The 23,587-nt window shown below is 68.5% G+C and carries 27 protein-coding genes; 14 read left to right on the top strand and 13 right to left on the bottom strand.

The window, feature by feature from the left end; genetic code table 11:
- The first annotated feature begins 53 nt into the window (after nt 1-53).
- The 8 genes from ACZYRS_RS18575 to ACZYRS_RS18540 all read left to right on the top strand — a co-directional run bounded on the left by ACZYRS_RS18575 (nt 54) and on the right by ACZYRS_RS18540 (nt 6,620).
- Nucleotides 54-1,532: a sensor histidine kinase gene (locus tag ACZYRS_RS18575; protein ID WP_463420439.1), complete on the top strand. Its 1,479-nt coding sequence runs from the start codon at nt 54-56 to the stop codon at nt 1,530-1,532.
- Entirely contained in the window at nt 1,529-2,167 is a 639-nt protein-coding gene (locus tag ACZYRS_RS18570) for a response regulator transcription factor (RefSeq protein WP_463420438.1), read from the top strand. The genes ACZYRS_RS18575 and ACZYRS_RS18570 overlap by 4 nt, the downstream gene beginning before the upstream one ends.
- 261 nt (nt 2,168-2,428) lie before the next feature.
- A complete protein-coding gene (locus ACZYRS_RS18565) occupies nt 2,429-2,923 on the top strand; it encodes a GlcG/HbpS family heme-binding protein (RefSeq protein WP_463420437.1) in 495 nt (164 codons plus the stop codon).
- Nucleotides 2,924-2,951: 28 nt separating this feature from the next.
- Nucleotides 2,952-3,623, top strand: coding sequence for an ankyrin repeat domain-containing protein (locus ACZYRS_RS18560; RefSeq protein ID WP_463420436.1), 672 nt, complete (start codon nt 2,952-2,954; stop codon nt 3,621-3,623).
- 44 nt (nt 3,624-3,667) lie between these two features.
- Nucleotides 3,668-4,312, top strand: a complete 645-nt coding sequence (locus ACZYRS_RS18555; protein WP_463420435.1) for an FMN-binding negative transcriptional regulator — start codon at nt 3,668-3,670, stop codon at nt 4,310-4,312.
- 1 nt (nt 4,313) lies between these two features.
- Nucleotides 4,314-4,547 carry a hypothetical protein gene (locus tag ACZYRS_RS18550; protein ID WP_463420434.1) on the top strand — a complete coding sequence of 78 codons (234 nt, stop codon included), beginning with the start codon at nt 4,314-4,316 and terminating at the stop codon, nt 4,545-4,547.
- The gene (tadA, locus tag ACZYRS_RS18545; protein ID WP_463420433.1) at nt 4,537-5,658 is read left to right on the top strand and encodes a tRNA adenosine(34) deaminase TadA; all 1,122 of its coding nucleotides are present in this window, start codon (nt 4,537-4,539) and stop codon (nt 5,656-5,658) included. The genes ACZYRS_RS18550 and tadA overlap by 11 nt, the downstream gene beginning before the upstream one ends.
- Complete coding sequence (locus ACZYRS_RS18540; protein WP_463420432.1) at nt 5,655-6,620, top strand: LD-carboxypeptidase; 966 nt, start codon at nt 5,655-5,657, stop codon at nt 6,618-6,620. Before tadA ends, ACZYRS_RS18540 begins: the two co-directional genes overlap by 4 nt.
- 68 nt (nt 6,621-6,688) lie before the next feature.
- Here the strand turns inward: ACZYRS_RS18540 and ACZYRS_RS18535 are convergent, their stop codons facing one another.
- Nucleotides 6,689-7,027 (bottom strand): hypothetical protein, encoded by a 339-nt coding sequence (locus ACZYRS_RS18535; protein WP_463420431.1) that lies wholly within the window; start codon nt 7,025-7,027, stop codon nt 6,689-6,691.
- A gap of 265 nt (nt 7,028-7,292) precedes the next feature.
- On the opposite strand from ACZYRS_RS18535, the gene ACZYRS_RS18530 reads away from it, so the two are divergent.
- The 6 genes from ACZYRS_RS18530 (at nt 7,293) to ACZYRS_RS18505 (ending at nt 13,247) form a co-directional block, all read left to right on the top strand.
- Nucleotides 7,293-8,240 (top strand): adenylate/guanylate cyclase domain-containing protein, encoded by a 948-nt coding sequence (locus tag ACZYRS_RS18530; protein WP_093432461.1) that lies wholly within the window; start codon nt 7,293-7,295, stop codon nt 8,238-8,240.
- Nucleotides 8,241-8,321: 81 nt separating this feature from the next.
- Nucleotides 8,322-8,675, top strand: a complete 354-nt coding sequence (locus tag ACZYRS_RS18525; RefSeq protein WP_463420430.1) for a hypothetical protein — start codon at nt 8,322-8,324, stop codon at nt 8,673-8,675.
- Nucleotides 8,676-8,886: 211 nt separating this feature from the next.
- Nucleotides 8,887-10,713, top strand: a complete 1,827-nt coding sequence (locus ACZYRS_RS18520; protein WP_463420429.1) for a DUF1800 domain-containing protein — start codon at nt 8,887-8,889, stop codon at nt 10,711-10,713.
- Between the two features lie 16 nt (nt 10,714-10,729).
- Nucleotides 10,730-12,205 carry a DUF1501 domain-containing protein gene (locus ACZYRS_RS18515; protein ID WP_463420428.1) on the top strand — a complete coding sequence of 492 codons (1,476 nt, stop codon included), beginning with the start codon at nt 10,730-10,732 and terminating at the stop codon, nt 12,203-12,205.
- Between the two features lie 32 nt (nt 12,206-12,237).
- Complete coding sequence (locus ACZYRS_RS18510) at nt 12,238-12,564, top strand: hypothetical protein (protein ID WP_463420427.1); 327 nt, start codon at nt 12,238-12,240, stop codon at nt 12,562-12,564.
- A 47-nt stretch (nt 12,565-12,611) separates the two neighbouring features.
- The gene (locus ACZYRS_RS18505) at nt 12,612-13,247 is read left to right on the top strand and encodes a CAP domain-containing protein (RefSeq protein WP_463420426.1); all 636 of its coding nucleotides are present in this window, start codon (nt 12,612-12,614) and stop codon (nt 13,245-13,247) included.
- Between the two features lie 28 nt (nt 13,248-13,275).
- On the opposite strand, the gene ACZYRS_RS18500 is transcribed toward ACZYRS_RS18505, so the two are convergent.
- The 12 genes from ACZYRS_RS18500 to ACZYRS_RS18445 all read right to left on the bottom strand — a co-directional run bounded on the left by ACZYRS_RS18500 (nt 13,276) and on the right by ACZYRS_RS18445 (nt 23,517).
- On the bottom strand, nt 13,276-14,781 hold the full coding sequence (locus tag ACZYRS_RS18500) for a mannitol dehydrogenase family protein (protein ID WP_463420425.1): 1,506 nt from the start codon (nt 14,779-14,781) through the stop codon (nt 13,276-13,278).
- A 2-nt stretch (nt 14,782-14,783) separates the two neighbouring features.
- A complete protein-coding gene (gene manD / locus ACZYRS_RS18495) occupies nt 14,784-15,995 on the bottom strand; it encodes a D-mannonate dehydratase ManD (protein WP_463420424.1) in 1,212 nt (403 codons plus the stop codon).
- Between the two features lie 54 nt (nt 15,996-16,049).
- A complete protein-coding gene (locus tag ACZYRS_RS18490) occupies nt 16,050-16,814 on the bottom strand; it encodes an amino acid ABC transporter ATP-binding protein (RefSeq protein ID WP_463420423.1) in 765 nt (254 codons plus the stop codon).
- Entirely contained in the window at nt 16,814-17,473 is a 660-nt protein-coding gene (locus ACZYRS_RS18485) for an amino acid ABC transporter permease (RefSeq protein ID WP_463420422.1), read from the bottom strand. Before ACZYRS_RS18485 ends, ACZYRS_RS18490 begins: the two co-directional genes overlap by 1 nt.
- On the bottom strand, nt 17,473-18,138 hold the full coding sequence (locus ACZYRS_RS18480) for an amino acid ABC transporter permease (RefSeq protein ID WP_463420421.1): 666 nt from the start codon (nt 18,136-18,138) through the stop codon (nt 17,473-17,475). Before ACZYRS_RS18480 ends, ACZYRS_RS18485 begins: the two co-directional genes overlap by 1 nt.
- 26 nt (nt 18,139-18,164) lie before the next feature.
- Entirely contained in the window at nt 18,165-18,995 is an 831-nt protein-coding gene (locus ACZYRS_RS18475) for a substrate-binding periplasmic protein (protein WP_463420420.1), read from the bottom strand.
- An 83-nt stretch (nt 18,996-19,078) separates the two neighbouring features.
- The gene (locus ACZYRS_RS18470) at nt 19,079-19,810 is read right to left on the bottom strand and encodes a FadR/GntR family transcriptional regulator (protein WP_463420419.1); all 732 of its coding nucleotides are present in this window, start codon (nt 19,808-19,810) and stop codon (nt 19,079-19,081) included.
- Nucleotides 19,811-19,904: 94 nt separating this feature from the next.
- Nucleotides 19,905-20,423 carry a hypothetical protein gene (locus ACZYRS_RS18465; protein WP_463420418.1) on the bottom strand — a complete coding sequence of 173 codons (519 nt, stop codon included), beginning with the start codon at nt 20,421-20,423 and terminating at the stop codon, nt 19,905-19,907.
- Between the two features lie 21 nt (nt 20,424-20,444).
- On the bottom strand, nt 20,445-20,807 hold the full coding sequence (locus ACZYRS_RS18460) for a response regulator (protein WP_463420417.1): 363 nt from the start codon (nt 20,805-20,807) through the stop codon (nt 20,445-20,447).
- Between the two features lie 73 nt (nt 20,808-20,880).
- Nucleotides 20,881-22,143: a hybrid sensor histidine kinase/response regulator gene (locus ACZYRS_RS18455; protein WP_463420416.1), complete on the bottom strand. Its 1,263-nt coding sequence runs from the start codon at nt 22,141-22,143 to the stop codon at nt 20,881-20,883.
- On the bottom strand, nt 22,133-22,738 hold the full coding sequence (locus ACZYRS_RS18450) for a chemotaxis protein CheB (protein WP_463420415.1): 606 nt from the start codon (nt 22,736-22,738) through the stop codon (nt 22,133-22,135). The genes ACZYRS_RS18455 and ACZYRS_RS18450 overlap by 11 nt, the downstream gene beginning before the upstream one ends.
- Nucleotides 22,735-23,517: a CheR family methyltransferase gene (locus ACZYRS_RS18445; protein ID WP_198784866.1), complete on the bottom strand. Its 783-nt coding sequence runs from the start codon at nt 23,515-23,517 to the stop codon at nt 22,735-22,737. Before ACZYRS_RS18445 ends, ACZYRS_RS18450 begins: the two co-directional genes overlap by 4 nt.
- Nucleotides 23,518-23,587 lie beyond the last annotated feature (70 nt).

Below are 23,587 nucleotides of genomic sequence, written 5' to 3'. Positions count from 1 at the left end.
CGCATTCTGGGCCCACTTCGATCCGCCCCGCAGCGGCGGGCACAATCCGCGCCATGAAACAGTGGTTGCGCGCGCAGGGTGGTTGGTGGCTGGCATGGCTGGCCCTCACGGCCGTGGGCGCGGTGTGGCTGGCGCGCGCGGAGCTCGCGCAGCTGCACCAGGACTTCGAGACCGACGCGCGCATCGCGCACCGGCTCATGAGCCAGCAGGTGGTGCAGTACGACGCGGTGCTCGCCACGCTCGCGCTGCTGGAGCCCGGCGCCGATGCGGGGCAGCCGGAGCAGCGCTTGCCCTCGGTGTACGCGTCGATCCTGAAGGTGCAGCGCCGCGCGCGCGACGAGCCGTGGCCCGATGAAAAACCGACGGGCGCATTGGTCGCCGCCGAGGCGCGATCGCGCAGCCAGCAGCGCGCCGAGCTCGCATCGGTCAATCTCGCAGAGGGCCGCTACCAACTCGTGATGGGCGCCACGCCCTTCAGCTACGCGCTCGAAATCGACCTGGCCGGCTCCGTGCCGTGGCGCGACTGGCCGATGAATCCGCAGACGAGCCCGGTGCGCGTGAGCCTGCAGCGCGATGGGCAGCAACTCGTGTTGCAGCCCGGTCGGCTGGGCGAAGGCGGCTGGCGCTTCGGTCTCACCAAGGCACTGGCCTCACCGAGCCAGCCGTTCGATCTGGTGGCCGAGCGCCAGGTCGGCTGGGGCGAGCTGCCGTGGCGCAGCATCGCCGGATGGGCCGTGGCGATGGCGCTGCTGTTGGCGGGCCTGTGGATGGCGCAGCGCCAGCGCATCGCGCGCCGGCGCGCCGAGGAGTTGCTGCGGTTAGGGCAGGTCGCGCGGCTCAATGCATTGGGCGAGTTGTCGGCAGGCCTTGCGCACGAACTCAACCAGCCGCTCACCGCCGTGCTGGCCAACACGCAGGCCGCGCTCCGGTTGCTCGACGACGATCCGCCCGACCTCGCCACCGCGCGCGATGCGATGGGGCAGGCCGTGGAGCAGGCCCGCCGCGCGGCCGGCGTGGTCGGCCGTTTGCGCCGCGTGATCGAGCGGCCCGAGGCCGGCGGCGACGTGAAGCCGCTGGTGCTGCAGGAGGTGGTGCGCAGCGCGATGCACCTGCTCGCGCCCGAGTTCGCGCAGCGCGGTGTCGCCGCGCAGTTCGATGCGGGCGCGCAGGCGCCGGTGCGCGTGCAGGCCGAGGCGGTGGCGCTGGAGCAGATCGTGCACAACCTGCTGATGAACGCGCTGCAGGCGCTGGACCTCGTGCCGGCCGCCGAGCGGCGGCTCGTGGTGTCGGTCGGGCGGAATGGCCAGGAGGGCGTGCTGACCGTGACCGACAACGGCCGCGGCATTTCGCCCGAGGCGATGCCGCGGCTCTTCGAGCCATTCTTCAGCACGCGCGAGGGGGGCCTCGGCTTGGGCCTGAGCCTGAGCGAGACGCTGGCGAGCGGCATGGGCGGCAGCCTGACGGCGGCGAATGCAGGGCTGCGCGGCGCGCGCTTCACCTTGCTGCTGCCGCTGGTGGCGCAGTCCACATGAACACACCCGCCACGCATCAACCGCAGTCGCCGTTGATCCACCTGATCGACGATGACCAGGCGGTGCGCGACAGCCTCTCGCTTCTCATCGGCACCGTCGGCCTGCGCGTGCAGGGCTGGGCCGATCCGCAGGCCTTCATCGACGGCTTCGACCGAGCGAGCGTCGGCGCCATCGTGCTGGACGTGCGCATGCCCGGCATCAGCGGGCTCACGGTGCTCGACCGCCTGATGGCACAGGGCGTGGACCAGCCGGTGATCATGCTGACCGGCCACGGCACGGTCGAGATGTGCCGCCGCGCCTTCAAGGCCGGCGCGGCGGAGTTTCTCGAGAAGCCGGTGGACGACGAGCAGTTGCTCGAGGCGCTGCAGCAGGCGGTGCGCCAGCATGTGCGCACGCGCGAACGCTCGCAGGCCGACAACGCCGCACGCGAGCGGGTGGGTCAGCTGTCGGAGCGCGAGCGCGAGGTGCTGGCGTTCATCGTGCAGGGGCTCACCAACAAGGAGATCGCGCGCACGCTGGCGCTGTCGCCGCGCACGGTCGAGACGCACCGGGCCAACCTGTTCGCCAAGCTCGATTGTGATTCGCTCGCGCAGCTCATCCGGCGGTATGCGGTGCTGGTGAGCGTGGAAGGCTGATACCGATCGCGTTCGAAAGGGAATAGATCCGTTCACGCTGAGCTTGTCGAAGCGCCGCGCGAGGCTTCGACAAGCTCAGCCCGAACGGTTTTGGCGGATCGAACGAAATTTCGTCTGAGGGGCGCGCTCCGTAGTTCTACGGAGCGGCGGGCGTAGCCGTACGAATGGCCGCGGCGCACGGCTTTTTCTACAGTGGCGCAGCCGTCGGCCAACACAAAAGGGGCCGGCGCAGACACCCTGCATCCACTGGAGAAATCAACAATGCGTTCCATTCTTTGCCTCGCCGTCCTGCTCGGCGCATCGGCCGCCCAAGCCCAGACGCCGGCGCCCGCCGTGCGCACCGAGAAGAACATCTCGCTCGCGCTGGCCAACCAGATCGCGGCCGAAGCCGTGGCCGCCTGCGCCGCCAACGGCTACAACGTGGCCGCCACCGTGGTCGACCGTGCCGGCACCGTGCGTGCCGTGCAGCGTGCCGACAACGCCGGCCCGCACACGCTGGCCTCGAGCGAGCGCAAGGCCTGGACCTCGGCATCGGCCAAGAGCGCGACGCAGGCCATGATGGAAGGCGCGCAGAAGAGCGCGGGCGCCGCGAACCTCGTGTACCTGCCGGGCTTCTTGCTGTTGGGCGGCGGCGTGCCGGTGAAGTCGGGCAACGAAGTGATCGGCGCGGTGGGTGTGGGCGGCGCGCCGGGCGGCCACCTGGACGACCAGTGCGCGAACGCGGCGCTCGAGAAGGTCAAGGGCCTCTTGGGCTGATGCGATGAAGCGCGGTATCCGGACCCTCATGCTGGCTGGCGCGCTCGGCCTGGGCGCTGCGGCCGGCGTGTCGGCCCAGGTGCCGCCGCTCGCGGCCGAGGTGCTGGCCTATGAAGGGCTGCACAAGGCGGCATGGCATGGCGACGTGCCGAAACTCAAGGCGCTGGTCGCCTCGGGCGCGAGCCTCGATGCGCGCGATGCGAAGGGCCGCACGCCGCTGCACGTGGCCACCTACGCGCGGCAGCGCGAGGCCATCAAGCTGCTTGCCAAGGCGGGCGCGAACCTCGACCTGCTCGAAGACGACCGCTATGACGCGGTGACCATCGCCTCGGTCGCCGACGACGTGACCACGCTCACATTGCTGCTCTCGCTCGACGCCAAGGCCGGTCAGACGACCAGCCGCTACGACGGCACCGCGCTCATCGCCGCCGCGCACCTGGGCCACGACGAAGTGGTGCGCCGCCTGATCGCGGCCGGCGCGCCACTCGACCACGTGAACAACCTGCACTGGACGGCGGTGATCGAATCGATCGTGCTCGGCGATGGCGGCCCGCGCCACCAGCGCACGCTGGCCGCGCTGCTCGATGCGGGCGCGAGCGTGAAGCTCACCGACCGGCAGGGCAACACGCCGCTGCAGCTGGCCAAGGCGCGCGGCTACGGCGCGATGGCCAGGCTCCTGGAAGCGCCGCGCGCAAGATAGGCCGGCTCGGGGACAATCGGGGTTCGCCACGAGGAAAACACCCCATGTACATGCCCCCGCAGTTCAATGCCAAGGACCCGGCCATCGCGCTGGAGTTGATGCGCTCGCACCCGTTCGCCAGCCTGATCTCGAACGACGACGACGGCCTGCCGTACGTCACGCACCTGCCGCTGGTGGCCGAGCAGGGCGCCGACGGCCAGCTGGTGTTGTGGGGGCATTGCGCCAAGCCGAATCCGCACTGGCGCTACCTGCAGGCGCGGCCGCAGGCGGTCGCGACTTTTCTCGGGCCGCACTCGTACCTGTCGCCCCAGGTCTATCCGGATCTCGCGCGCGTGCCGACGTGGAACTACCTCGCGGTGCATTGCACGGTCGAGGCCCGCTTGATCGAAGAGCCCGCCGAGAAGGACGTGCTGCTCAAGAAGCTCATCGGCGAGCACGAGCCCGCCTATGCGCAGCAGTGGCGCGACCTGGGCGAGGAGTTCCAGTTGAAGATGCTGAATGGCATCGTCGGCTTCGAGCTGCGGGTGACGGCGCTGCAGTGCAAGGTCAAGATCAACCAGCACCGCAAGGAATCGCATGCGGCCATGCGCGCGATGTACGGCGCCGGCACGCCGGACGAGCAGGCGCTGGCCGTGTGGATGGACCGGCTCGGCATGAACGCCGAAGCGCCGGTGGCGGAAGGAAGCTGAGATGCGCGTGTTCGGATTGCTCGGCCTCGTGCTGGCGCTCTTGATCGTCGGGCTCATCGCGAAGAAGCAGTTGACGACGGCGGCGGCGCCTTTGCCTTCGGTGCCCGGCGCAGCGGCGCCCGCACCGAGCGACGCACCCGCCGATGTGCGCACGCAGAGCCAGCAGGTCCAGCAGCAGGTCAAGGACGCGCTCGACGCCGCGGCGCAGGCGCGCAAGATGCCGGATGAAAACTGAGTTGCCCTCGCAGCCGGACGACGCGCACTGGATGGCGCTCGCGCTGGCCGAGGCGCGCCTTGCGGCCGAGGCCGGCGAGGTGCCGGTGGGCGCGGTGCTGGTCAAGGGCGGCCAGGTCGTCGCGACCGGCCGCAACACGCCCGTGGCGCAGCACGATCCGAGCGCCCATGCGGAGATCAACGCGCTGCGCGCCGGTGCCGCCGCGCTGGGCAACTACCGGCTCGATGGCTGCGAGCTGTTCGTCACGCTCGAGCCGTGTGCGATGTGCGCGGGCGCGATGCTGCATTCGCGGCTCGCGCGGGTGGTGTTCGGCGCGGCCGATCCCAAGACCGGGGCGGCGGGGTCTGTGCTCGATCTCTTTGCCGAGCCGCGGCTGAACCACCGCACGCAGGTGCAGGGCGGGGTGCTTGCGGAGGAGTGCGCAGCGGTGCTGCAGGGCTTTTTCCAGCAGCGGCGCAGTGTGGCGCGCGAGCAGGCCGAGCCACTGCGCGACGATGCGTTGCGCACGCCGGCCGAGCGATTCGCGGCGCTCGGTGGCTACGCCTTTGCGCCGCACTACATGAACGATCTGCCGAGCCTTCAAGGCTGGCGCATGCATTACGTGGAGGAAGAGGGCGCGCCGGGCGCAGACGGCCAGATGGCCTCCTGCCTTTGCTTGCACGGTCCTGGCGAATGGGGCTACTTCTTCCGCCATCTCGTCGGCGCGCAGGGGCTGCGCACGCTGGTGCCCGACCTCATCGGCTTCGGCAAGAGCGACAAGCCCAAGCGCGAAGCCGCGCACAAGCCCGAATGGCACCGCGACGTGCTGATCGAATGGCTGGACCAAGTGCAGCCACGGCCGCAGCCTGTGGTGCTGGTGCACAGCAATGCCGCTGCGGGTATCGCATCGCTGTTGCAAGACGCAGCGGCCGATCGTTTCGTGGCCGCGATCGTCGCGCCCGATGGCGGCGAGCGCATCAAGGACGCATGGCGCGCGCCGTATCCCGACCGCGGCTACGAAGCCGCGCTGCGAGCGCTCGGGCCGATCGCTTCGTCCTCGGGCCCGGGCGGCGCAGAGGCGCTGGCGATTGCCCGGCTCGCGCGCAACGCAATGGGATACTCGGCCTCGTGACCAAACACATCTACATCTACTCTCCCTCCAGCGCGATCCGCGACAAGGCCGCCTTCCGGCGCGGCGTGAAGAGGCTCCAGGCCCTGGGCCACGAGGTCGAGATCGACCCCGATGCGCTCTCCGTTCACCAACGTTTCGCGGGCGACGATGCCACGCGGCTCGCCGCGATTTCCCGGGCCGCCGCGAGCGGCGCCCACATCGCGCTCATCGCGCGCGGCGGCTACGGGCTCACGCGCATCCTCGACCAGATTCCGTACAAGGCCGTGGCCAAGGCGATCCAGCATGGCACCGAGTTCGTCGGCTGCAGCGACTTCACCGCGCTGCAGAACGCGCTGCTCGCCAAGAACGGCGGCGTCACCTGGTCGGGCCCCGCGGTCGGCGAAGACTTCGGCGCCGAGGCCGGCGCCGACGACATCATGGAAGCCTGCTTCGACGACCTGTTGAGCGGGCAGGGCGAAGGCACCGGCTGGCGCATGCCGGCGCGCGATGCCGAGCTGAAGTTCAAGCCCGTGGAAGACGCGGTGCTCTGGGGCGGCAACCTCTGCGTGCTGACGAGCCTGCTGGGCACGCCGTACTTTCCGTCGGTCGACAAGGGCATCCTCTTCATCGAGGACACCAACGAGCACCCTTACCGCATCGAACGCATGCTCGACCAACTGAAGATGGCCGGCGTGCTCGCCAGCCAAAAGGCGATCGTGTTCGGCCAGTTCACGGGCATCCGCAAGGTGCCGGGCTACGACCGCGGCTTTGGCCTGGACACGGTGGTCGACCGGCTGCGCGCGTCGTTGAAGAAGGTGCCGGTGCTCACGGGCCTGCCGTTCGGCCATGTGCCCACGAAGGTGCTGCTGCCGGTGGGCGCGAAGGTGGCGATGGCGGCCGAAGGGCGCGACGTGTTCCTCGTGTGGGGACATCGGCATGCCCCTTCGCACGACCACGATCATCACCATGACCACGCGCACTGAGTGCGGTGCCGGCAAGCGATGAGCGGTGGGAAAGAGGGGCGAGCAGGCCGTCCGAGGCCGCGCCGCCTTCAGCCGTTGTTGGTGAAACGCTGATGGGCGCGCGGGCCCATCGAGCCGGGCAGGCCGCCCTTGAACATGCTGTTGATGCCCTTCATTTGGCGCCGCGCGGCGGATTCGCCGTCGATGGCGCTCAGCGCGGTCATCACGTCCTGGCGCAGATACCAGAGGGCTTCGACATCGGTGGCGAACCGCACGCGCTGGCTCACGCGCTGGATCGAATGGCCGCCATGGGCCTGGAGCACCGACAGCATGGCCGTGCGAATTCGCCCCAATTGGCTTTCAGCCGCTTGGCGGGATCCGAAACCGGGCACGTTCAGCAGACGAAAAATGCGGCGGAGGAGCACCATGTGACGAATAGCGTATTGCCGGAAGCCAGGACGGCCGCTACCTTAAGCTTCAGTTAACCAATACACAAGCTGTGAAACATTGTTTCTTGTTTGCAAACAACAAACTTTACGTATCACTTAAAGCGTGTATTGAAATTTGATATCGAAAGTACTACATCTTCCAACGCGCCGGTGATTGGGCATATGTCAAATAAAACACCGGCAGGAGTCCGCGAGGCTTCCTGACCATAATCCACCAGCGATCGCTACCGAGATACAGAACAGTATGGGTGTCAATGCCACAGTCGTTTTCGCGGACCTGACGGGGAGCACCCGGGTCTTCGAAGCCATGGGAAATGCGCGAGCCACCGAGACGGTGACGCGCCTGACCCAATGGATCGGCGGCGTCTGCCAGGCGCACGGTGGCCGCGTGGTGAAGTCGCTGGGCGACGGCGTGTTCGCCATCTTCACGAGCGGCGCGGCCGCCACGCACGCGGTGATCGAACTGCAGCGCTACCACCAGAAACGCCTGCAGGTCTGGCCCGCGCCGCTGCGCATGGCGCTGCAGATCGGCGTGGCCAGCGGCGAGGTGGTCGAGCTGGAAGGCGACTGCTTCGGCGATGCCGTCAACCTCGCGTCGCGGCTGAGCGACCTGGCCGGGCCGGGGCAGATCTGGGTTACCGACGCGGTGATCTCGCAGCTGCGCGAAGGCGCGGTGCAGCACCGCGACCTGGGGCTCATCAACATCCGCGGACGCAGCGAAATGTCGGTGGTGCACCGCATCGACTGGCAGGAGGATGTGACCTCCTTTCTCACCGTGCCGGCCGCGCTCGCGCCGCTGCGGATGCCCGACTCCTCGTTCGGCCAGATCGAGCTCTCCTGGCTCGATGTGCGCTCCATGTTCAGCAGCGAAGAACTGCCGATTCACCTGGGGCGCGTGGACGACGCGCAGTTCGTGGTCAACGACCCGCGCGTCTCGCGGCTGCATGCGCGCATCGAGATGCGGCAGGGCAGTTGCGTGCTGATCGACATCAGCACCTACGGCACCTGGGTTCGCTTTCACGGCAACGGCGGGCCGAGCACCGAGATCGCCTTGCGCCGCGAAGAGTGCGTGCTGCACGGCCGCGGCGAAATCGGCCTGGGCGCGCCGCTGAGCGACTTCAGCGCGCCGACCATCGCCTTCAACACGACCGGCGGCGAGGTGATGCTCTCGCGCCGCGAAGTAGGCCCCTGAAGGCCTCTGAGTGCACCGGCGCTGCGCGTCGGGCGTTGCTTGTCGAGCCGGGCGCTGTTCGCCCTTGGCCCTGGAGCCGCTGTGAACTTCAAACGACATTCTTCTGTTTTCAAATGGGCAACCCTCGGTGCGATCGCTGCCGGCGCATTGCTCGCCGCGGGCGCCGCCAATGCGCGCGGCCATTGGTCGGTGCAGATCGGCACGCCCGGTTATGTGGGCGGTGGTTATCCGGCGCCGTATTACGCGCCGCCGCCGGTTTATTACCCGGCACCGATCTATTACCAGCCCGCACCCCCGGTCTATTACCGGCCGCCGCCGCCGGTTTATTACCGCCCGGCACCCGTCTACAGCCCGCCGCCCGGACGCATCTATTACGGTCCCGGCTATCCTTACCGACCGCCGAATGGCGACGAATGGGACGACGAGCGGGACTAAAGAACTTGCAAGCCGCGTTAACTTAAGACTTGCCCAAATAGGTCTTGGAAGTTGTCAATTTTGTTTCTGAAGTGACGAAAAAGTCACATAAAGTCACAAATATTGGATTGACGACCCCGTCGTCAAAGGTTCTCACCACCGAAATCCACAGGGCACGGCACTTGCCTTGATGAGCGCTACCGGCGTCGGGACGCCGCAGGAGCGAGGAACTATGGTGGAACGGATCGAAGCCGGTTGCGCAAGCGTGGCCGACGAATTGGCGTACGTCGATGCGCCGGCAAAAACAGACACAGCCGCGAGCAAAACCTCGTCCGCGCCCGTGTCCTTGAAGGCCCTGGCAACGTTCTCCATCGCAGCCGCGCTCGCGGCCTGCGGTGGGGGTGGCGGCGGAAGCGGCGGTGGCGGTGTTGGATTCGCCGGCGGCTTTCTTCCGCCGGGCGCCGGCACCGGAACGGACGAGGGCCCTTACCGCTACCCGCAGGCCAAGACCGACGACGAGGCCGCGCGCTTCCTGCTGCAGGCCCAGTTCTCGGCCTCGGATGCCGAGATCGCCGACGTGCGCAACAAGGGTTACCTGCCCTGGCTCAGCGAGCAGTTCGGTGCACCGCGCGCGCAGTCGGCTTGGGAGTGGCTCGATAGCAAGCCTTGGGACAGTGCTGCGATCGACGCGGCCATCTGGCGCCAGCTGATGGCGTCGGTCGATCCGGTGCGCAAGCGCATGGCGCTCGCGCTCAGCGAGATCTTCGTGGTCTCGGCCAACGAGATCGGCTCGAACTGGCCCCACGCCATGATGGCCCAGTACTTCGACACGCTGGTGGCCGGCGTCACAGGCAACTTCCGCACGCTGCTGGAAGACGTGACGCTCAACCCCGCGATGGGCTTCTACCTGAACACCCGCGACAACAGGAAGGAAGACGGCCGCGGCCGGCAGCCCGACGAGAACTACGCGCGCGAAGTCATGCAGCTCATGACCATCGGCCTGTCGCAGCTCAACGCCGACGGCACCGTGAAGACCGGCCCCGACGGCCAGCCGCTGGACAGCTACACGCAGGACGACGTGACGAACCTTGCGCGCGTCTTCACCGGCTACGTGCTGGACATCCGCGGCGCCGAGCGCACCGGCTTCACCCCGCCCAGCGGCGGCGGCCCCATCGACACCAAGGACTGGACCACCCGCCCCATGGCCTACGTGGCCGCCAACCATTCGACGATGGAGGCCAAGTTCCTCGGCACCACCGTGCCCGGCGGCACGCCCGGCCCGGCGGCGCTGAAGATCGCGCTCGACGCGCTCTTCAACCACCCCAACGTGGGCCCCTTCATCGGCAAGCAGCTGATCCAGCGGCTGGTGACCAGCAACCCCAGCCCGGGCTACGTCAAGCGCGTGGCCGATGTCTTCGCCAACAACGGCGCGGGCCTGCGCGGCGACATGAAGAGCGTGTTCGCGGCCATCCTGCTGGACGACGACGCGCGCAGCCCGGCCGGCCTCTCGGACCCGAACTTCGGGCGCCTGCGCGAGCCCATGCTGCGCTTCGTGCAATGGGGCCGCACCTGCGGCATCGCCTCGGCCACCGACGCGTGGAAGATCGGCATCCTCTCGGACGCGAGCTTCGGCCTCGGCCAGAGCCCGCTGCGCTCGCCCTCGGTCTTCAACTTCTTCCGGCCCGGCTACGTGCCGCCGTCCACCGCCATCGCCGCCAACAGGCTGGTCGCGCCCGAGTTCCAGTTGGTCAACGAAAGCAGCGTGGGCGGGTATCTGAACTTCATGCAGGGCGTGCTGCCGAACGGCTTCAACGGCAAGGACGTGATGGCCAGCTACGCGGCCGAGCGGGCGCTGGTGTTCGACCCCGCGGCGCTCGTGCGGCGGCTCAACCTGCTGTTGACCGGCAACCAGTTGCTGCCATCGACCGTCGCCCTCATCACCACCGCGCTCGCCACGCCCAATGTCACGACGGCGAGCAACGACGGCGCGAAGCTCAATCGCATCTGCGCCGCGATCCTCCTGGTGATGGGTTCGCCCGAATACCTGGTCCAGAAATAAAGCGGAGCGTTTTTCCATGTACCTGATCGACCCCGCGCGGCACACGCGCCGCGCCTTCCTTCGCCGCACGGGCCAGCTCGCGATGGCCGGCACCGCACTGCCGTTCGCGCTCAACCTCGCCGCCATGGGAGAGGCCGCCGCGCAGGCCGCGCCCGGCGACGACTACCGCGCGCTGGTGTGCGTGTTTCTCTTCGGCGGCAACGACTATGCGAACACCGTCGTCACTTACGACGCCGACAGCTACGGCCAGTACAGCCTGATCCGCGGCGGCGACGGCGAGGCGGGCGGCGGCATCGCCATCGCGCGCGCCGCGCTCGCCGCGACCGAGCTCAAGCCGACGCAGGCGCTGCCCGGCGGCCGCGCGTACGCGCTGCATCCGTCGATGACGGGGCTGGCCGACCTCTTCAACAACCAGGGCAAGGTGGCGGTGCAGCTGAACGTCGGCCCGCTCATCAAGCCGCTGACGCGCGCGCAGTACAACAGCAGCAACCGCCGCGACTTTCCGATTCCGCCCAAGCTCTTCTCGCACAACGACCAGCAGTCGGTGTGGCAATCGTCTTCGCCCGAAGGCTCCACCGTCGGCTGGGGCGGCAACCTGGGCGACCTGGCGCTCGGACCGAACGGGGGCTCGCTCTTCACCTGCATGTCGGTCGCGGGCAATGCGGTGTTCCTCTCGGGCGACCAGGCGCTGCAGTACCAGGTGGGCACGGGCGGCGCGGTGCGCATCGGCGCGGTGAGCGGCACCGGCGGCAACCTCTTCGGCTCGGCCACGGTGAAGGCCGCGATGCAGCAGATCGTGCAGCGCGAGAGCGGCCACACGCTGGAGAACGAATACACCAAGGTCATCCGGCGCGCGGTCTCGGCCGAGGGAAAGATCACCGACGCGATCCAGTCGGATTTCCCGAACGGCACCTTCCCGCAACAGAACAACCTGGCCGACCAGCTCAAGATGGTCGCGCGCCTCGTCCGCGGGCGCGTTGCGCTGGGCGTCAAGCGCCAGGTGTTCTTCGTCTCGATGGGCGGCTTCGACCTGCACGACGACCTGATCGCGCGCCAGCCCGGGCTCATGAAGAACCTGTCCGATGCGCTGGTCGCGTTCCACGCCCAGATGGGCGTGCTCGGCGTGGCCGACAAGGTCACGGCGTTCACAGCCTCGGACTTCGGCCGCACGCTCTCGAGCAACAGCAATGGGTCCGACCACGGCTGGGGCAGCCACCACCTGGTGGTCGGCGGCGCGGTCAAGGGCAAGGCGCTGTACGGCACGGCGCCGCCGGTGAGCATCACCAACACCGCCTCCGACATCGACCAGTGGCACGTGGGGCAGGGGCGCCTCTTGCCCACCACCTCGGTGGACCAGTACGCGGGCACGCTCGCGCGCTGGTTCGGCGTGCCGGACGACCAGCTCGACGGCATCCTGCCGAATCTCAAGAACTTCGGCATGACGGCGCCCAGCGGCATCGTCTATCCACGCAACGTGGGGTTCATGGCATGAACGACGCGGGCGGCATGAAGGGAATGAACGGGATGAAGGGCTTGAACGGGCAGGACGGCGGCACGCGCGTGTCCTTTCCGTCCGAGGGCGCGAGGAAGACGTCGCTGCGCGTTCACGGTGCGGACCTGACGCCCATGCACCCCTTCTCCAGCGTCGAGGGCGCCATCGCGGCCATCGACGCGCTGGACCGCGGCCTCAGGGAGTTCGAGCTCTCGGTGTCCGACAATCTGCAGGACTACCTGGGCGTGCAGATGGCGCAGATCACCGACCGGGCGCTCGCGCGCGGCTGGGAGCCCATCAGCTTCATGCAGAAGAACGGGTTCCGGCGCTATCGTTTCAAGGCCATGCGCCGGGCCTGAGGCCGTTGTCTCTGTCTTTTTTTCTTTCACAAGGATTGCCGGAAACCATGCGTTCGAAATTCCATTGCGCCGCCATCGGCACGCTCAACGTCCTCGCGATCCTGCTGCTTGCATCCTGCGGTGGGGGAGGGGGTGGCGGTGGTGGTGGCGCAGCGCCGGTCGGCCTGGGCATTCCGCCCGCGGCCGCGCCGGCTCCCGCGCCGGCACCGGCCGCCGATCCGGCGCCGGCCCCCGGCCCCACCGCACTGGAGAGCTGCGGCCTGCCGGACTTCGTGCAGGACACGATCACCCGCGTCAACCAGTTCCGCAGCCAGGCCCAGACCTGCGGCGCCACCTCGTTTCCGGCCGCCGCGCCCGTGGCATGGAACGCGCAGCTCGATGCGGCCGCGACACGCCATTCGCGCGACATGGTCGCCAAGAACTTCTTCGACCACACCGGTTCGGACGGCAGCACCGTGGGCACCCGTGCCACCGACGCGGGCTACAAGTGGTCGGGCGTCGGCGAGAACATCGCGGCCGGGCAGAACAGCGTCGCCTCGGCCATGAACTCGTGGCAGGGCAGCGAAGGCCACTGCCGCAACCTGATGGGCGCGAATTACAAGCACGTGGCGCTTGCGTGCGTGCGCGGCGGCGCGGGCAACGCCTACCCGTTCTACTGGACGATGGTGCTCGGAACGCCCTGACCGGCAGCCGGGCGCGCGGGGCGATGCGTCAGGGCATCGCTTCCAGCGTGGCTATCACACCGCGCTCTTCGAGCCGTTGCACCTGATGCGCCACTGCCGCAACAAAACGCGGCTCCCCACCCAACTCGCCGAAGACCGGCGCAAAGCCGGTGAAAAACGCGACGCGGTCGTGCACTGAGCGGGCTGTGCCGGCCTGCGCGCGCCGTGCCGCCAATGCGCCCGCCAGCGGGTCCTGGATCTCGTGCGGCGCGCCGGTTTCATCGACACCGCGCAGGTAATGGATCCATGCCGCCACCGCCAGCGCGAGGCGGTCGATGGGTTGCCCGGCACGCAGCCGGTCGCGCACCGTGCCGAGCAGGCGCTGCGGCAGTTTCTGCGAGCCGTCCATCGCGATCTGCTTCGTCTGGTGCTGCAACGCGGGGTTCGCAAAGCGCTGCAGCAGCCGCGTGCGATAGCCGTCCAGGTCGATGCCCTGCATCTCGGGCAACGTCGGCGCGATTTCTTCGCGCATCAGCGCGTCGATGTAGTGGTGCAGCGCCGGCTCTGCCATCGCGCGGTCCACCGTGCGAAGCCCGGCCATCGCGCCCAGATAAGCGAGCGCCGAATGGCTGCCGTTGACCATGCGCAGCTTGAGGCGTTCGAAGGGCTCGGCGTGTTCGACGAAGCGCGCGCCGCCCGCGGTCCAGTCGGGCCGGCCGTTCGCGAAGCGGTCTTCCACCACCCATTCGAGAAAGGGCTCGCCGATCACCGGCCACGCGTCCTCCATGCCAAGGCGCGCCGCGATGCGGGCGCGGTCCGCGTCGGTGGTGCGCGGCACGATGCGGTCGACCATCGAATTGGGAAAGGTGCAGTGCGCCTCGATCCATTCGCAAAGGCCCGCGTCCACCTGCTGCGCGAATGCCAGCACGATGCCGCGCGTCGTGTCGCCATTGGCCGGCAGGTTGTCGCAGGACAGCAGCGTGAGCGGCGCGAGCCCGCGGCCGCGGCGCAGGTTCAGCGCATGCGCAACGAAGCCGGGCATCGTGCGCGGCCCCTCGGGGTGCGCAAGGTCGTGGGCGATGTCGGCGTCGTCCAGCCGCAATGCGCCCGTGGCCGGATCGTGGTGATATCCCTTCTCGGTGATCGTCAGGCTGACGATGCGCGTGTCCGGATGGGCGATGCGTTCGAGCACGGCCTGCGGGTCTTCCGGCGCGACCAGCACGTCGAGCAGGTTGCCGATGACCTGCAGCGACTCGCGCGGGCTGCCGTCCTCGGCCGCATCGCGCAGCGCCAGCGTGTAGAGACCGCCCTGCGGGCGCAGCGCATCGCGCGTGTCGCCGGCGCGCAGCGACACGCCGACGGTGCCCCAGCGCAGGTCGCCGCTCGCATGCAGCGCCGCCTCGTTGACGACCGCGATGTGCGCGCGGTGAAACGCGCCCACGCCCAGGTGGACGATGCCCGCCTGCAGCGACGCGCGCGGGTACAGCGGCCGCGCAAGGTCCGGCGGAAGGTCCGGCGGAAGGTGGGGCAGGGTGTCGGGATGCAGGCGCGCCATGCTCACCAGTTCCAGAGCGTGCCGTCGTGCTGCAGCCGGTTCACCGGCAGGTAGGCGCGCTGGTACGGGTACTTGGCGGCCAGCGCCTCGTCGATGTCCACGCCGTGGCCCGGCGCTTCGCCCGGATGCAGCATGCCGTTGGCGAAGGTGTAGGAATGCGGGAACACCGCATCGGTCTCGTCGGTGTGGCGCATGTACTCCTGCACGCCGAAGTTGGGCACCCACAGGTCGAAGTGCAGCGCCGCGCCCATGCACACCGGCGACAGGTCGGTCGCGCCATGGCAGCCGGTGCGCACCTGGTAGAGCGAGGCGAGGTCCGCGATGCGGCGCAGCTGCGTGATGCCGCCCGCGTGGACCACGGTGGTGCGGATGAAGTCGATCAGCTGGTTCTGGATCAGGTCCTTGCAGTCCCAGATGCTGTTGAAGACCTCGCCCACGGCCAGCGGCGTGGTGGTGTGCTGGCGGATCAGCTTGAAGGCCTCCTGGTTCTCGGCCGGCGTGGCGTCCTCGATCCAGAACATGCGACAAGGCTCCAGCGCCTTGCCCAGCCGCGCCGCCTCGATGGGCGTGAGCCGGTGGTGCACGTCGTGCAGCAGGTGCGTGTCGGGCCCGACCGCGTTGCGCACCGCCTCGAAGAGTTTGGGCGTGTGCTCCAGGTACTTGGCCGTGGACCAGTCGTGCTCGCCCGGCAGGTCGGCGTCGGCCGGCTCGTAGAACATGGTGCCGCCGCCCACGCCGTAGACCTTCTCCAGGCCCGGCACGCCGCTTTGCGCGCGGATCGCGAGGTAGCCGTCTTCCTTGTAGCGCAGCACTTCGTCGACGGTCTCCTCGATGTCGCGGCCGTTGGCGTGGCCGTACACCATCACGCCGGTACGGCTCTTGCCGCCGAGCAACTGGTAGAGCGGCATGTTGGCGGCCTTGGCCTTCAGGTCCCACAGCGCCGTGTCGACCGCGGCGATCGCGGTCATCGTCACCGGGCCGCGGCGCCAGTAGGCGCCCTTGTACAGGTACTGCCAGATGTCCTCGATCTGGTGCGCATCGCGGCCGATGAGGCAGGGAATGACGTGCTCGGTGAGGTAGGCCGCCACCGAGAGCTCGCGCCCGTTGAGCGTGGCGTCGCCGATGCCGGTCAGGCCCTCGTCGGTCTCGATCTTGAGGGTGACGAAGTTGCGGCCCGGGCTGCAGACGATGATGCGGGCGTTGGTGATTTTCATGAGGGTTGCGGTTCAGGAAAGAGGGTGGGAGTTCGGCCCGGGCCAGGACCAGGACTAGCCTTGCCAGCCGAGATGGCCGAGAAAGTCGCGCGTGCGCTCGGCGTGCGGCGCCTCGAAGATCTGCCGGGGCGGCCCCTGCTCGACGACCTTGCCGTGGTCGAACACCACGACCCAGTCGGCCACGCTGCGGGCGAAGGCCATCTCGTGGGTCACCACGACCATGGTCATGCCCTCGTCGGCCAGCTTCTTCATCACGTTGAGCACTTCGCCGATGGTCTCGGGGTCCAGCGCGGAGGTGGGCTCGTCGAACAGCATCACCTCGGGCTCCATGGCCAGCGCGCGCGCAATGGCCACGCGCTGCTGCTGGCCGCCGGAAAGCCCGCTCGGAAAGTTCATTGCCTTGTTGGCCAGGCCCACCTTCTCGAGCAGCTTCATCGCGCGCTCGCGCGCCTTCGCCTCGCTCATGCCCAGCACGGTGACCGGGCCGATGGCCACGTTGTCCAGCGCGTTCTTGTGCGGAAAGAGCTCGAAGTTCTGGAACACCATGCCCATGCGCTGGCGCACCTTGCGCGCCTGGCGCTCGTCGGTGGGCAGGGGCACGCCGTCGATCAGCACGCGGCCGCCGTCGATGGTTTCCAGCGCGTTCGTGCAGCGCAGCAGCGTCGACTTGCCCGAGCCCGAAGGGCCGATGAGGCACATGACCTCGCCCTTGTTGACCTGCACCGTGATGCCGTCGAGCGCGACGAAGTCGCCATAGAGTTTGCGCACGTTGTCGTACACGACGACCGGCGCCTGGCCCGCCGATTTGCGTTCGCTCATCATTCCTTGACCTCGAATTTCTTCTGTACCCAGTCCACCAGCTTGGCCTGCGGATAGCCCATGAGCCAGTAGATGGCGGCCATGGCCGTGAGCATCTCCAGCACGCGAAAGCTCGACGAGCGGATCTGCAGCGCCACGTGCGCGAGCTCGCCCACCGCGATCACCGACACCAGCGAGGTGTCCTTGAAGAGCGACACCCAGGTGCTCGCCAGCACCGGCAGCACGCGCCGCCAGGCCTGCGGGATCACCACCTTGCGCATGGCCTGCCAGCGGCTCATGCCGACCGCGATGGCGGCCTCGGTCTGGCCCTTGCGGATGGAGTTGATGCCCGCGCGGAAGGTCTCGGCGTTGTAGGCCGACACGTTCAGGCACAGCGCCACTAGGCCCGTGGTGAAGGCCGAGAACTCGATGTGCAGCAGCACCGGCATCACGTAGAAGGCCCAGTACACGACCAGGATCAGCGGCAGGTTGCGAAAGAACTCCACGAAGGCCTGGCTCGCGCCCGACAACACCCTGGATCTGGACAGCCGCATCAGCGCGAGCACGATGCCCGCCGGCACGGCCACCACCATGGTCAGCACGGTGAGTACCACCGTGAGCAGCGCGCCGTGCAGCAGGTCGAAGCGGTGGTCCCAGACGATGCTCCAGTCCAGCCCCATCACGACCTCCCCAGGTGCGCAACGCGCTTGTAGAGCGCATCGATCAGCCGTGTTCCGGGGAACAGGATGATGAAGTAGATGCACATCACCACCGTGAACACCTCGATCGGCCGGTAGCTCTGGCCCGCGATGGTCTCGGCGCGCTTCATGAGTTCGGGCACGGCGATGACGGTGGCGATGGCCGTGTCCTTGATGGTGATCGAGAGGATCGAGCCGAAGGCCGGCAGCATGCGCACCAGCGCCTGCGGCAGCACCACCTTGCGCACGATCTGCGCGCGCGACATGCCCAGCGCGAGCGCCGCGCGCACCTGGCCGGGCCGGATCGACTCGATGCCCGCGCGCACGATCTCGGCCACGTAGGCCGCGATGTGCAGCGTGAGCGCCATCAGCGCCGCCCAGAACGGATGAAAGCTGATGCCCGTGAGGATGGGCACCGCGAAATAGAACCACACCAGGATCACCAGCACCGGAATCGCGCGCTGGGTGTCGATGTAGAACACGATCGGAATGCGCAGCCAGGCCGCGCCGTACACGCGGCCCAGGCCCAGCGCGGTGCCCAGCACCAGCGCGCCGGCGGCGGTGAGCACCGACAGCAGCAGCGTGACGCCCAGGCCGCCCAGCAGGTACTGCCAGCTGTCGATCAGCGCAGAGAAATCTAGATCCATGAGATCGCCAGGCTGCGAGCCCAGGCTCACATCGTGTTGATGATCCGGGCCTCGTCCGCGTCCAGCTTGGGCTTCATCTGGTCGTTCACGGCCTTGAGCCAGTTCAGGTACTCGGGCTGGTTCTTGTCGATGGCCAGGCCGATGGGCGTGGCCATCTCGGTGGAGTCCTGGCAGTTGTTGCCCTCGGGCAGCGCCTTCAGGCCCTTGACCTTGCGGGTGAGCGCCTGCCATGGCACGCGGTTGATCGGCGTCACGTCGGCGCGCCTGGCCATGATTTCTTCCACCGGCGCCGCGGTGCCGGCGGTGGACACGCCGCGCAGCTTGGCATTCGGGAAGCGCTTCTTGACCCAGTTCTCCTCGCCGCCGCCGGTGAAGTAGGCCACCGTGATGTTGGGGTTGTTGAAGTCGTCGATCGACTTGGCGTTGGCCACCTTGGGGTTGTCGGCGCGGCCGAACACGCACAGCGCGGTGCGCGAATAGGTCACGAAGTCGACCACCTTCAGGCGCTCGGGCGTCACCGACAGCGGCGAGATCGTCATGTCGGCCTGGTTCGATGCGAGCACCGGCACCTTGGTCTCGTGCGAGACGGGAACCGCCTGCAGCTTCACGCCCAGTTGTTTGGCCATTTCGTTGGCGAGCAGCCAGGCCGGGCCGGCCCATGCGTCGCCCGAACCGGTGGTGTTCTCCACCAGCCACGGCGGGTTGGACAGCACGCCCGCGCGCAGCACGCCGGACTTCTTGATGGCGTCGATGCGCGCGCTCGTGCCGGGCGCCGGCAGGGGCACGGTCTGCGCCACCGCGTGGCCGACAAACGCCGCGGCCACGAGGGCGGCGAGCAGGGTCTTCGTCGTTGTCATCTTCAGTCTCCAGTTCTGGGGTTCTACGTGCGGCCCGGATCGGGCGAGGGGAAAAGGGATGCGCCCGCCGCCGGGCCGGCCGTTCAGCGCCAGGCCTGCGCGAACTCGGCGATCACGCGATCGATGTGGCCGCGCATCGCGGCGCGGGCGGCCGCGGGGTCGCGCTCGAGCAGCGCGTTGAACACGCGCTGGTGGTCGTCCTGCGAGGCGCGGCGCAGCTCGGGCGTGTGGAAGTGCGCTTCCATCTGCGACCAGATGGGCGCCTTGGTGTGGTCCCACAGCGCGGTCACCATCTGCAGCAGCACGCTGTTGCCGGTCGATTCGGCAATGCGCAGGTGAAACAGCCGGTCGGCCGCTTCGTTGGCCGCCTTGTCCTGCATGTGCTCGCGCATCGCGGCGAGGGCGGCGTAGATGCGGTCGATGTCGCTGTCCTTGCGGTTCTCGGCCGCGACGGAGGCGATTTCCGATTCGATCAGGCTGCGCGCGCGCAGCAGCTCGAAAGGCCCGGGGCCCGGCGACAGCGTGTAGGCGGAGGCGGCCGGCGCGGCGCCCGGCGACGGCGCGCAGATGTAGATGCCCGAGCCGCCGCGCACTTCGACGTTGCCCTGGATCTCCAGCACGATGATCGCCTCGCGCACCAGCGTGCGGCTCACGCCGAAGCGGTCGGCCAGCGCGCGCTCGGAGGGCAGGCGGTCGCCCGGCTTGAATTCGCCCTCGGTGATGAGCCCGGCGATGCGGGCCGCGAGCCGCTGGTAGGTGCGGTCGGTGTCCGCGTCGGCGGCCGGCGGGGTGGAGGATTCGATGAGCGTGGCCATGATTGGTGAGCCAGTCTAAAAGTGGTTCACCAATTTAGCTTTCGTGGTTTACCACTAGGCTTTGAAGCGCGTCGGGCAACGCGCGGCCCGTGCGCTACTCCAGCCGAAGCGGCCTGGAAAGCTCGAGCATGCGCTGGCCGATCCGGTCGGTCACCTTCGCCTGCACGCTGTACAGGCCCGGTTCATCCGTCGCGCCGAAGCCGAAGTTCATGCTCGCCGAACCCAGCACCAGCGTGGCCCGCGGCGGCTCCGACGTCCAGAGCGGCCCGCCCCCGGCAGGCACGCGCTTGCCGCTGGGCGTGACCACGAAGAATTCGACGACCACCTCGCACTGGCCGATGGCGTTCGGCGCGCAGCCGCGCAGGATCAGCATCGCACTGGAGCTGACCGCGCGCTTGACGCTCTCGACGGTGCGCAGCGCCGGCGCGGGGCTGGAGGTATTCCAGGCCTTGCGAAGCTCGGCCTCGTCCGGGGTGATGACCAGCTGGACGAGAAACTCGCCATCGCTTCGCATGGACTCGGAATCGGGAATCGGCTTGCCGGCGCCATCGGTCCATCCCGCCGTCGATGCGAGCGGCAAGAGAAGCGGGAGAACGAGGAAGAGGCGGCGCATCGGCATGGCCTCCGAGGGGGCCTAGCGCGCCGGCTGCGCCAGGATGCGATCGAGCTGCGCGATGTCGATCGGCTTTTGCAGGTGGTGGTCGAACAGCCCCTTGGCCGATTCGCCCGCCGCGTCCTGCGCCGAGAAACCCGAGATCGCGACCAGCAGACGCGGCGTGCCTTCGGCGGTGCTGGCGCGCAGCCGCCGCGCCACCTCGGTGCCCGGAAAGTCGGGCAGCGTGAGGTCGATCAGCGCGGCATCGAAGTGCTCGACGGCCGCCGCGTCCATCGCCTGCTGCGCCGTGTAGGTGCAGCGGGCCGTGTGGTCCTGCAGGGTGAGGAGTTCCTGCAGCAGGTCGGCAGCGGCTTCGTTGTCATCCACGATCAGCACGTTCACAGCGGTTTTTCTTTCTCGTAAGGCGAAAGAAGCAGTATCAACGGATTGTGTCCCGGGCCTCGTAGGGGTGTTCCTACGCGGCCGCCTCGGGCGTCTCGGGCGCTTCGGGCGCTGCGGGCGCTGCGGGCGTCTCTGGCGCTGCGGCCTCGCCTTGCAGCGGCAGCTCGACGGTGAAGCGCGCGCCCTGGCCGGCCGCGCTCTCCACGCCGATCTGCCCGGCGTGCAGGTCCACGATCTTGCGCGTGATGTAGAGCCCGAGACCCAGTCCCGCCGCGTGCTGCCGGCTGTGCTCGGTGCGCTCGAACTGCTCGAAGATGCGCGCCTGGTCTTCGGGCGCGATGCCGATGCCGTTGTCCCGCACGCTCACGCGCGCCGTGCCGCCGGCCTGCTCGACCACCATCTGGACGGGCTTGCCGCCGCCGTAGCGCAGCGCGTTGGTCAGGAGGTTGGTGAGCACCTGTTCGATGCGGAACTCGTCCCACACGCCGCGCAGTTCGGCCGGCGCTTCGAGCGTGATCACCGAGCCCGCGGCCTCGGCTTGCTGGCGCAGGCTCTCGACCACGGCGCGGGCCAGCACCGCCAGGTCCACCGGCTTGGTCTGGATCGAGAGCGCATCGCGCCGCATGCGCGTCACGTCGAGCATGTCGTCGATCAGCCGCACCATGTTGCGAATCTGCCGCTGGTCGCGCTCGATCATCGCGGGCAGCCGCTCGGGCGAGAAGTTCGCCAGGTTCCCCTTGGAGAGATGCAGCTGGCGCAGCTGCGCCTCCAGGTACAGCGTGTTGAGCGGCGTGCGCAGCTCGTGCGAGACCATCGACATGAAGTCGTCGCGCATGCGCACCGCGCGCTCCAGCTCGTGCTGCGTGTGCTGCAGCTGCTGCACCAGTTCTTCCTGCTTCCTGTGCGCGGCGGCGAGCAGTTCCATCTCGTGGCGCAGCGCCTTCCTGTGCTGGTACAGGTCGACGAACACGTTCACCTTGCTGACCACCGCGTGCGGGTCCAGCGGCTTGTGCAGGAAGTCGACCGCGCCGCTCTCGTAGCCCTGGAAGGCGTAGTTCAGCTCGCGTCCCGCGGCGCTCACGAAGATGATCGGGATGTGCCGCGTGCGCTCGGTGCCGCGCATCATCTCGGCCAGCTCGAAGCCGTTCATGCCGGGCATCTGCACGTCCACGATGGCGAGCGCGAATTCATGCTCCAGCAGCAGCGAGAGCGCCGCCTCGGCCGAGCCCGCGCGGTACACGAGGCGGTCCGGCGCGCGGATCAGCGCCTCCAGCGCCAGCAGGTTTTCGGGCAGGTCATCGACGATCAGCAGCTTGCTTTGGACGTCAATGGGCATGGGCGGCCTCCAGTTGCAGGAGCAGGGCGCGAAGATCGCGCAGCGGCAGGACGTAGTCGGGGGCGTGTCGCGCGATGGCGGCGTTGGGCATGATGGAAATCAGGGCTTCTTTCGGTTCCTGCACGGCGGTGAGGCCGCCGGCCAGGTGGATGCGGTACAGGCCTTCGGCGCCGTCGTCGTTGGCGCCGGTCAGGAGAAAACCGGCCAGCGCGGGGCCGTAGGCGTCGGCGGCCGAGGCCATCAGCACGTCGATGGACGGCCGCGAGAACAGCACCGGCGCCTCGCAGCTGAGCGAGAAACAGCGCTCGCGCTCGATCGACAGGTGATAGCCCGGCGGCGCGAAGTAAAGGCTGCCGGCCACGAGCGGCATCTTGTCGGCCGCCTCGCGCACCGCGATCGGCAGGCGCAGCGCGAAGATCTCGGCCAGGTGGCTGTCGTGGTTCTCGGGCAGATGCAGCACCACGGTCATCGGGATGCGCCAGCTCGCGGGCAAGTCCGCCAGCAGCACCAGCAACGCATCGATGCCGCCGGCCGAGGCGCCGATCACGACAGCGTCCACGCGCTTGCGGGTGAGGGAACGGGGCGGTGCCGTCATGTCGCCTTGCGGTAGATGCGCTCGGCGCGCGCGTGCGGCGCGAAGCGGTCCGCGTACGCGGAGAAATCGATGCTCTCTTTCGACCCCAGCCCGAGAAAGCCGCGGTGCGACAGCGACTCGTGAAAGAGCCCGAGCGCGCGGTCCTGCAGCAGCCGGTTGAAGTAGATGAGCACGTTGCGGCACGACACCAGCTGCGTCTCGGCGAACACGCTGTCGGTGGCCAGGCTGTGGTCCGCGAAGATCACGTCGGCGCACAGCGTCGGGTCGAAGCGGGCGGCGTCGTAGGCGGCGGTGTAGTAATCGGAAAACGCACTGCGCCCCCCCGCGCGCTGGTAGTTGGTGGTGTAGCCGCGAATGGCCTCGAGCGGAAAGATGCCCTGGCGCGCCTTCTCCAGCGAGGCCGGGTTGATGTCGGTCGCGTAGATTTGCGTGCGCTCCAGAAGCCCTTCTTCGCGCAGCAGGATCGCGAGCGAGAACACCTCTTCGCCGGTGCTGCAGCCCGCCACCCACACCTTGACCGACGGGTACGTGTGCAGGATCGGCACCACGTGCTCGCGCAGCGCGAGAAAGTACGCCGGGTCGCGGAACATCTCGCTCACCGGAATCGTCAGGAACTGCAGCAGCCGGCCGAAGAGGCTCGCATCGCGCAGCACTTTTTCCTGCAGCGCAGAGATGCTCGGCAGCCCGAGCTGCTCGAGCGCATAGAGCACGCGGCGCTTCTGCGAGGCGGTCGTGTAGTTGCGAAAGTCGTAGCTGTACTTGAGGTAGATGGCCTCCATGAGGAGGCGCAGCTCGATCTCGGTGTCGCTCAGCGGCTGGAGAGGCGAGGGTGGGGAGGGGGGAGAGGGC

It is taken from the genome of Variovorax sp. AC194 (assembly GCF_979257995.1).
The sequence above is the reverse complement of the archived record's forward strand: the minus strand, read 5'-3'. Positions and strand labels throughout refer to the sequence as shown.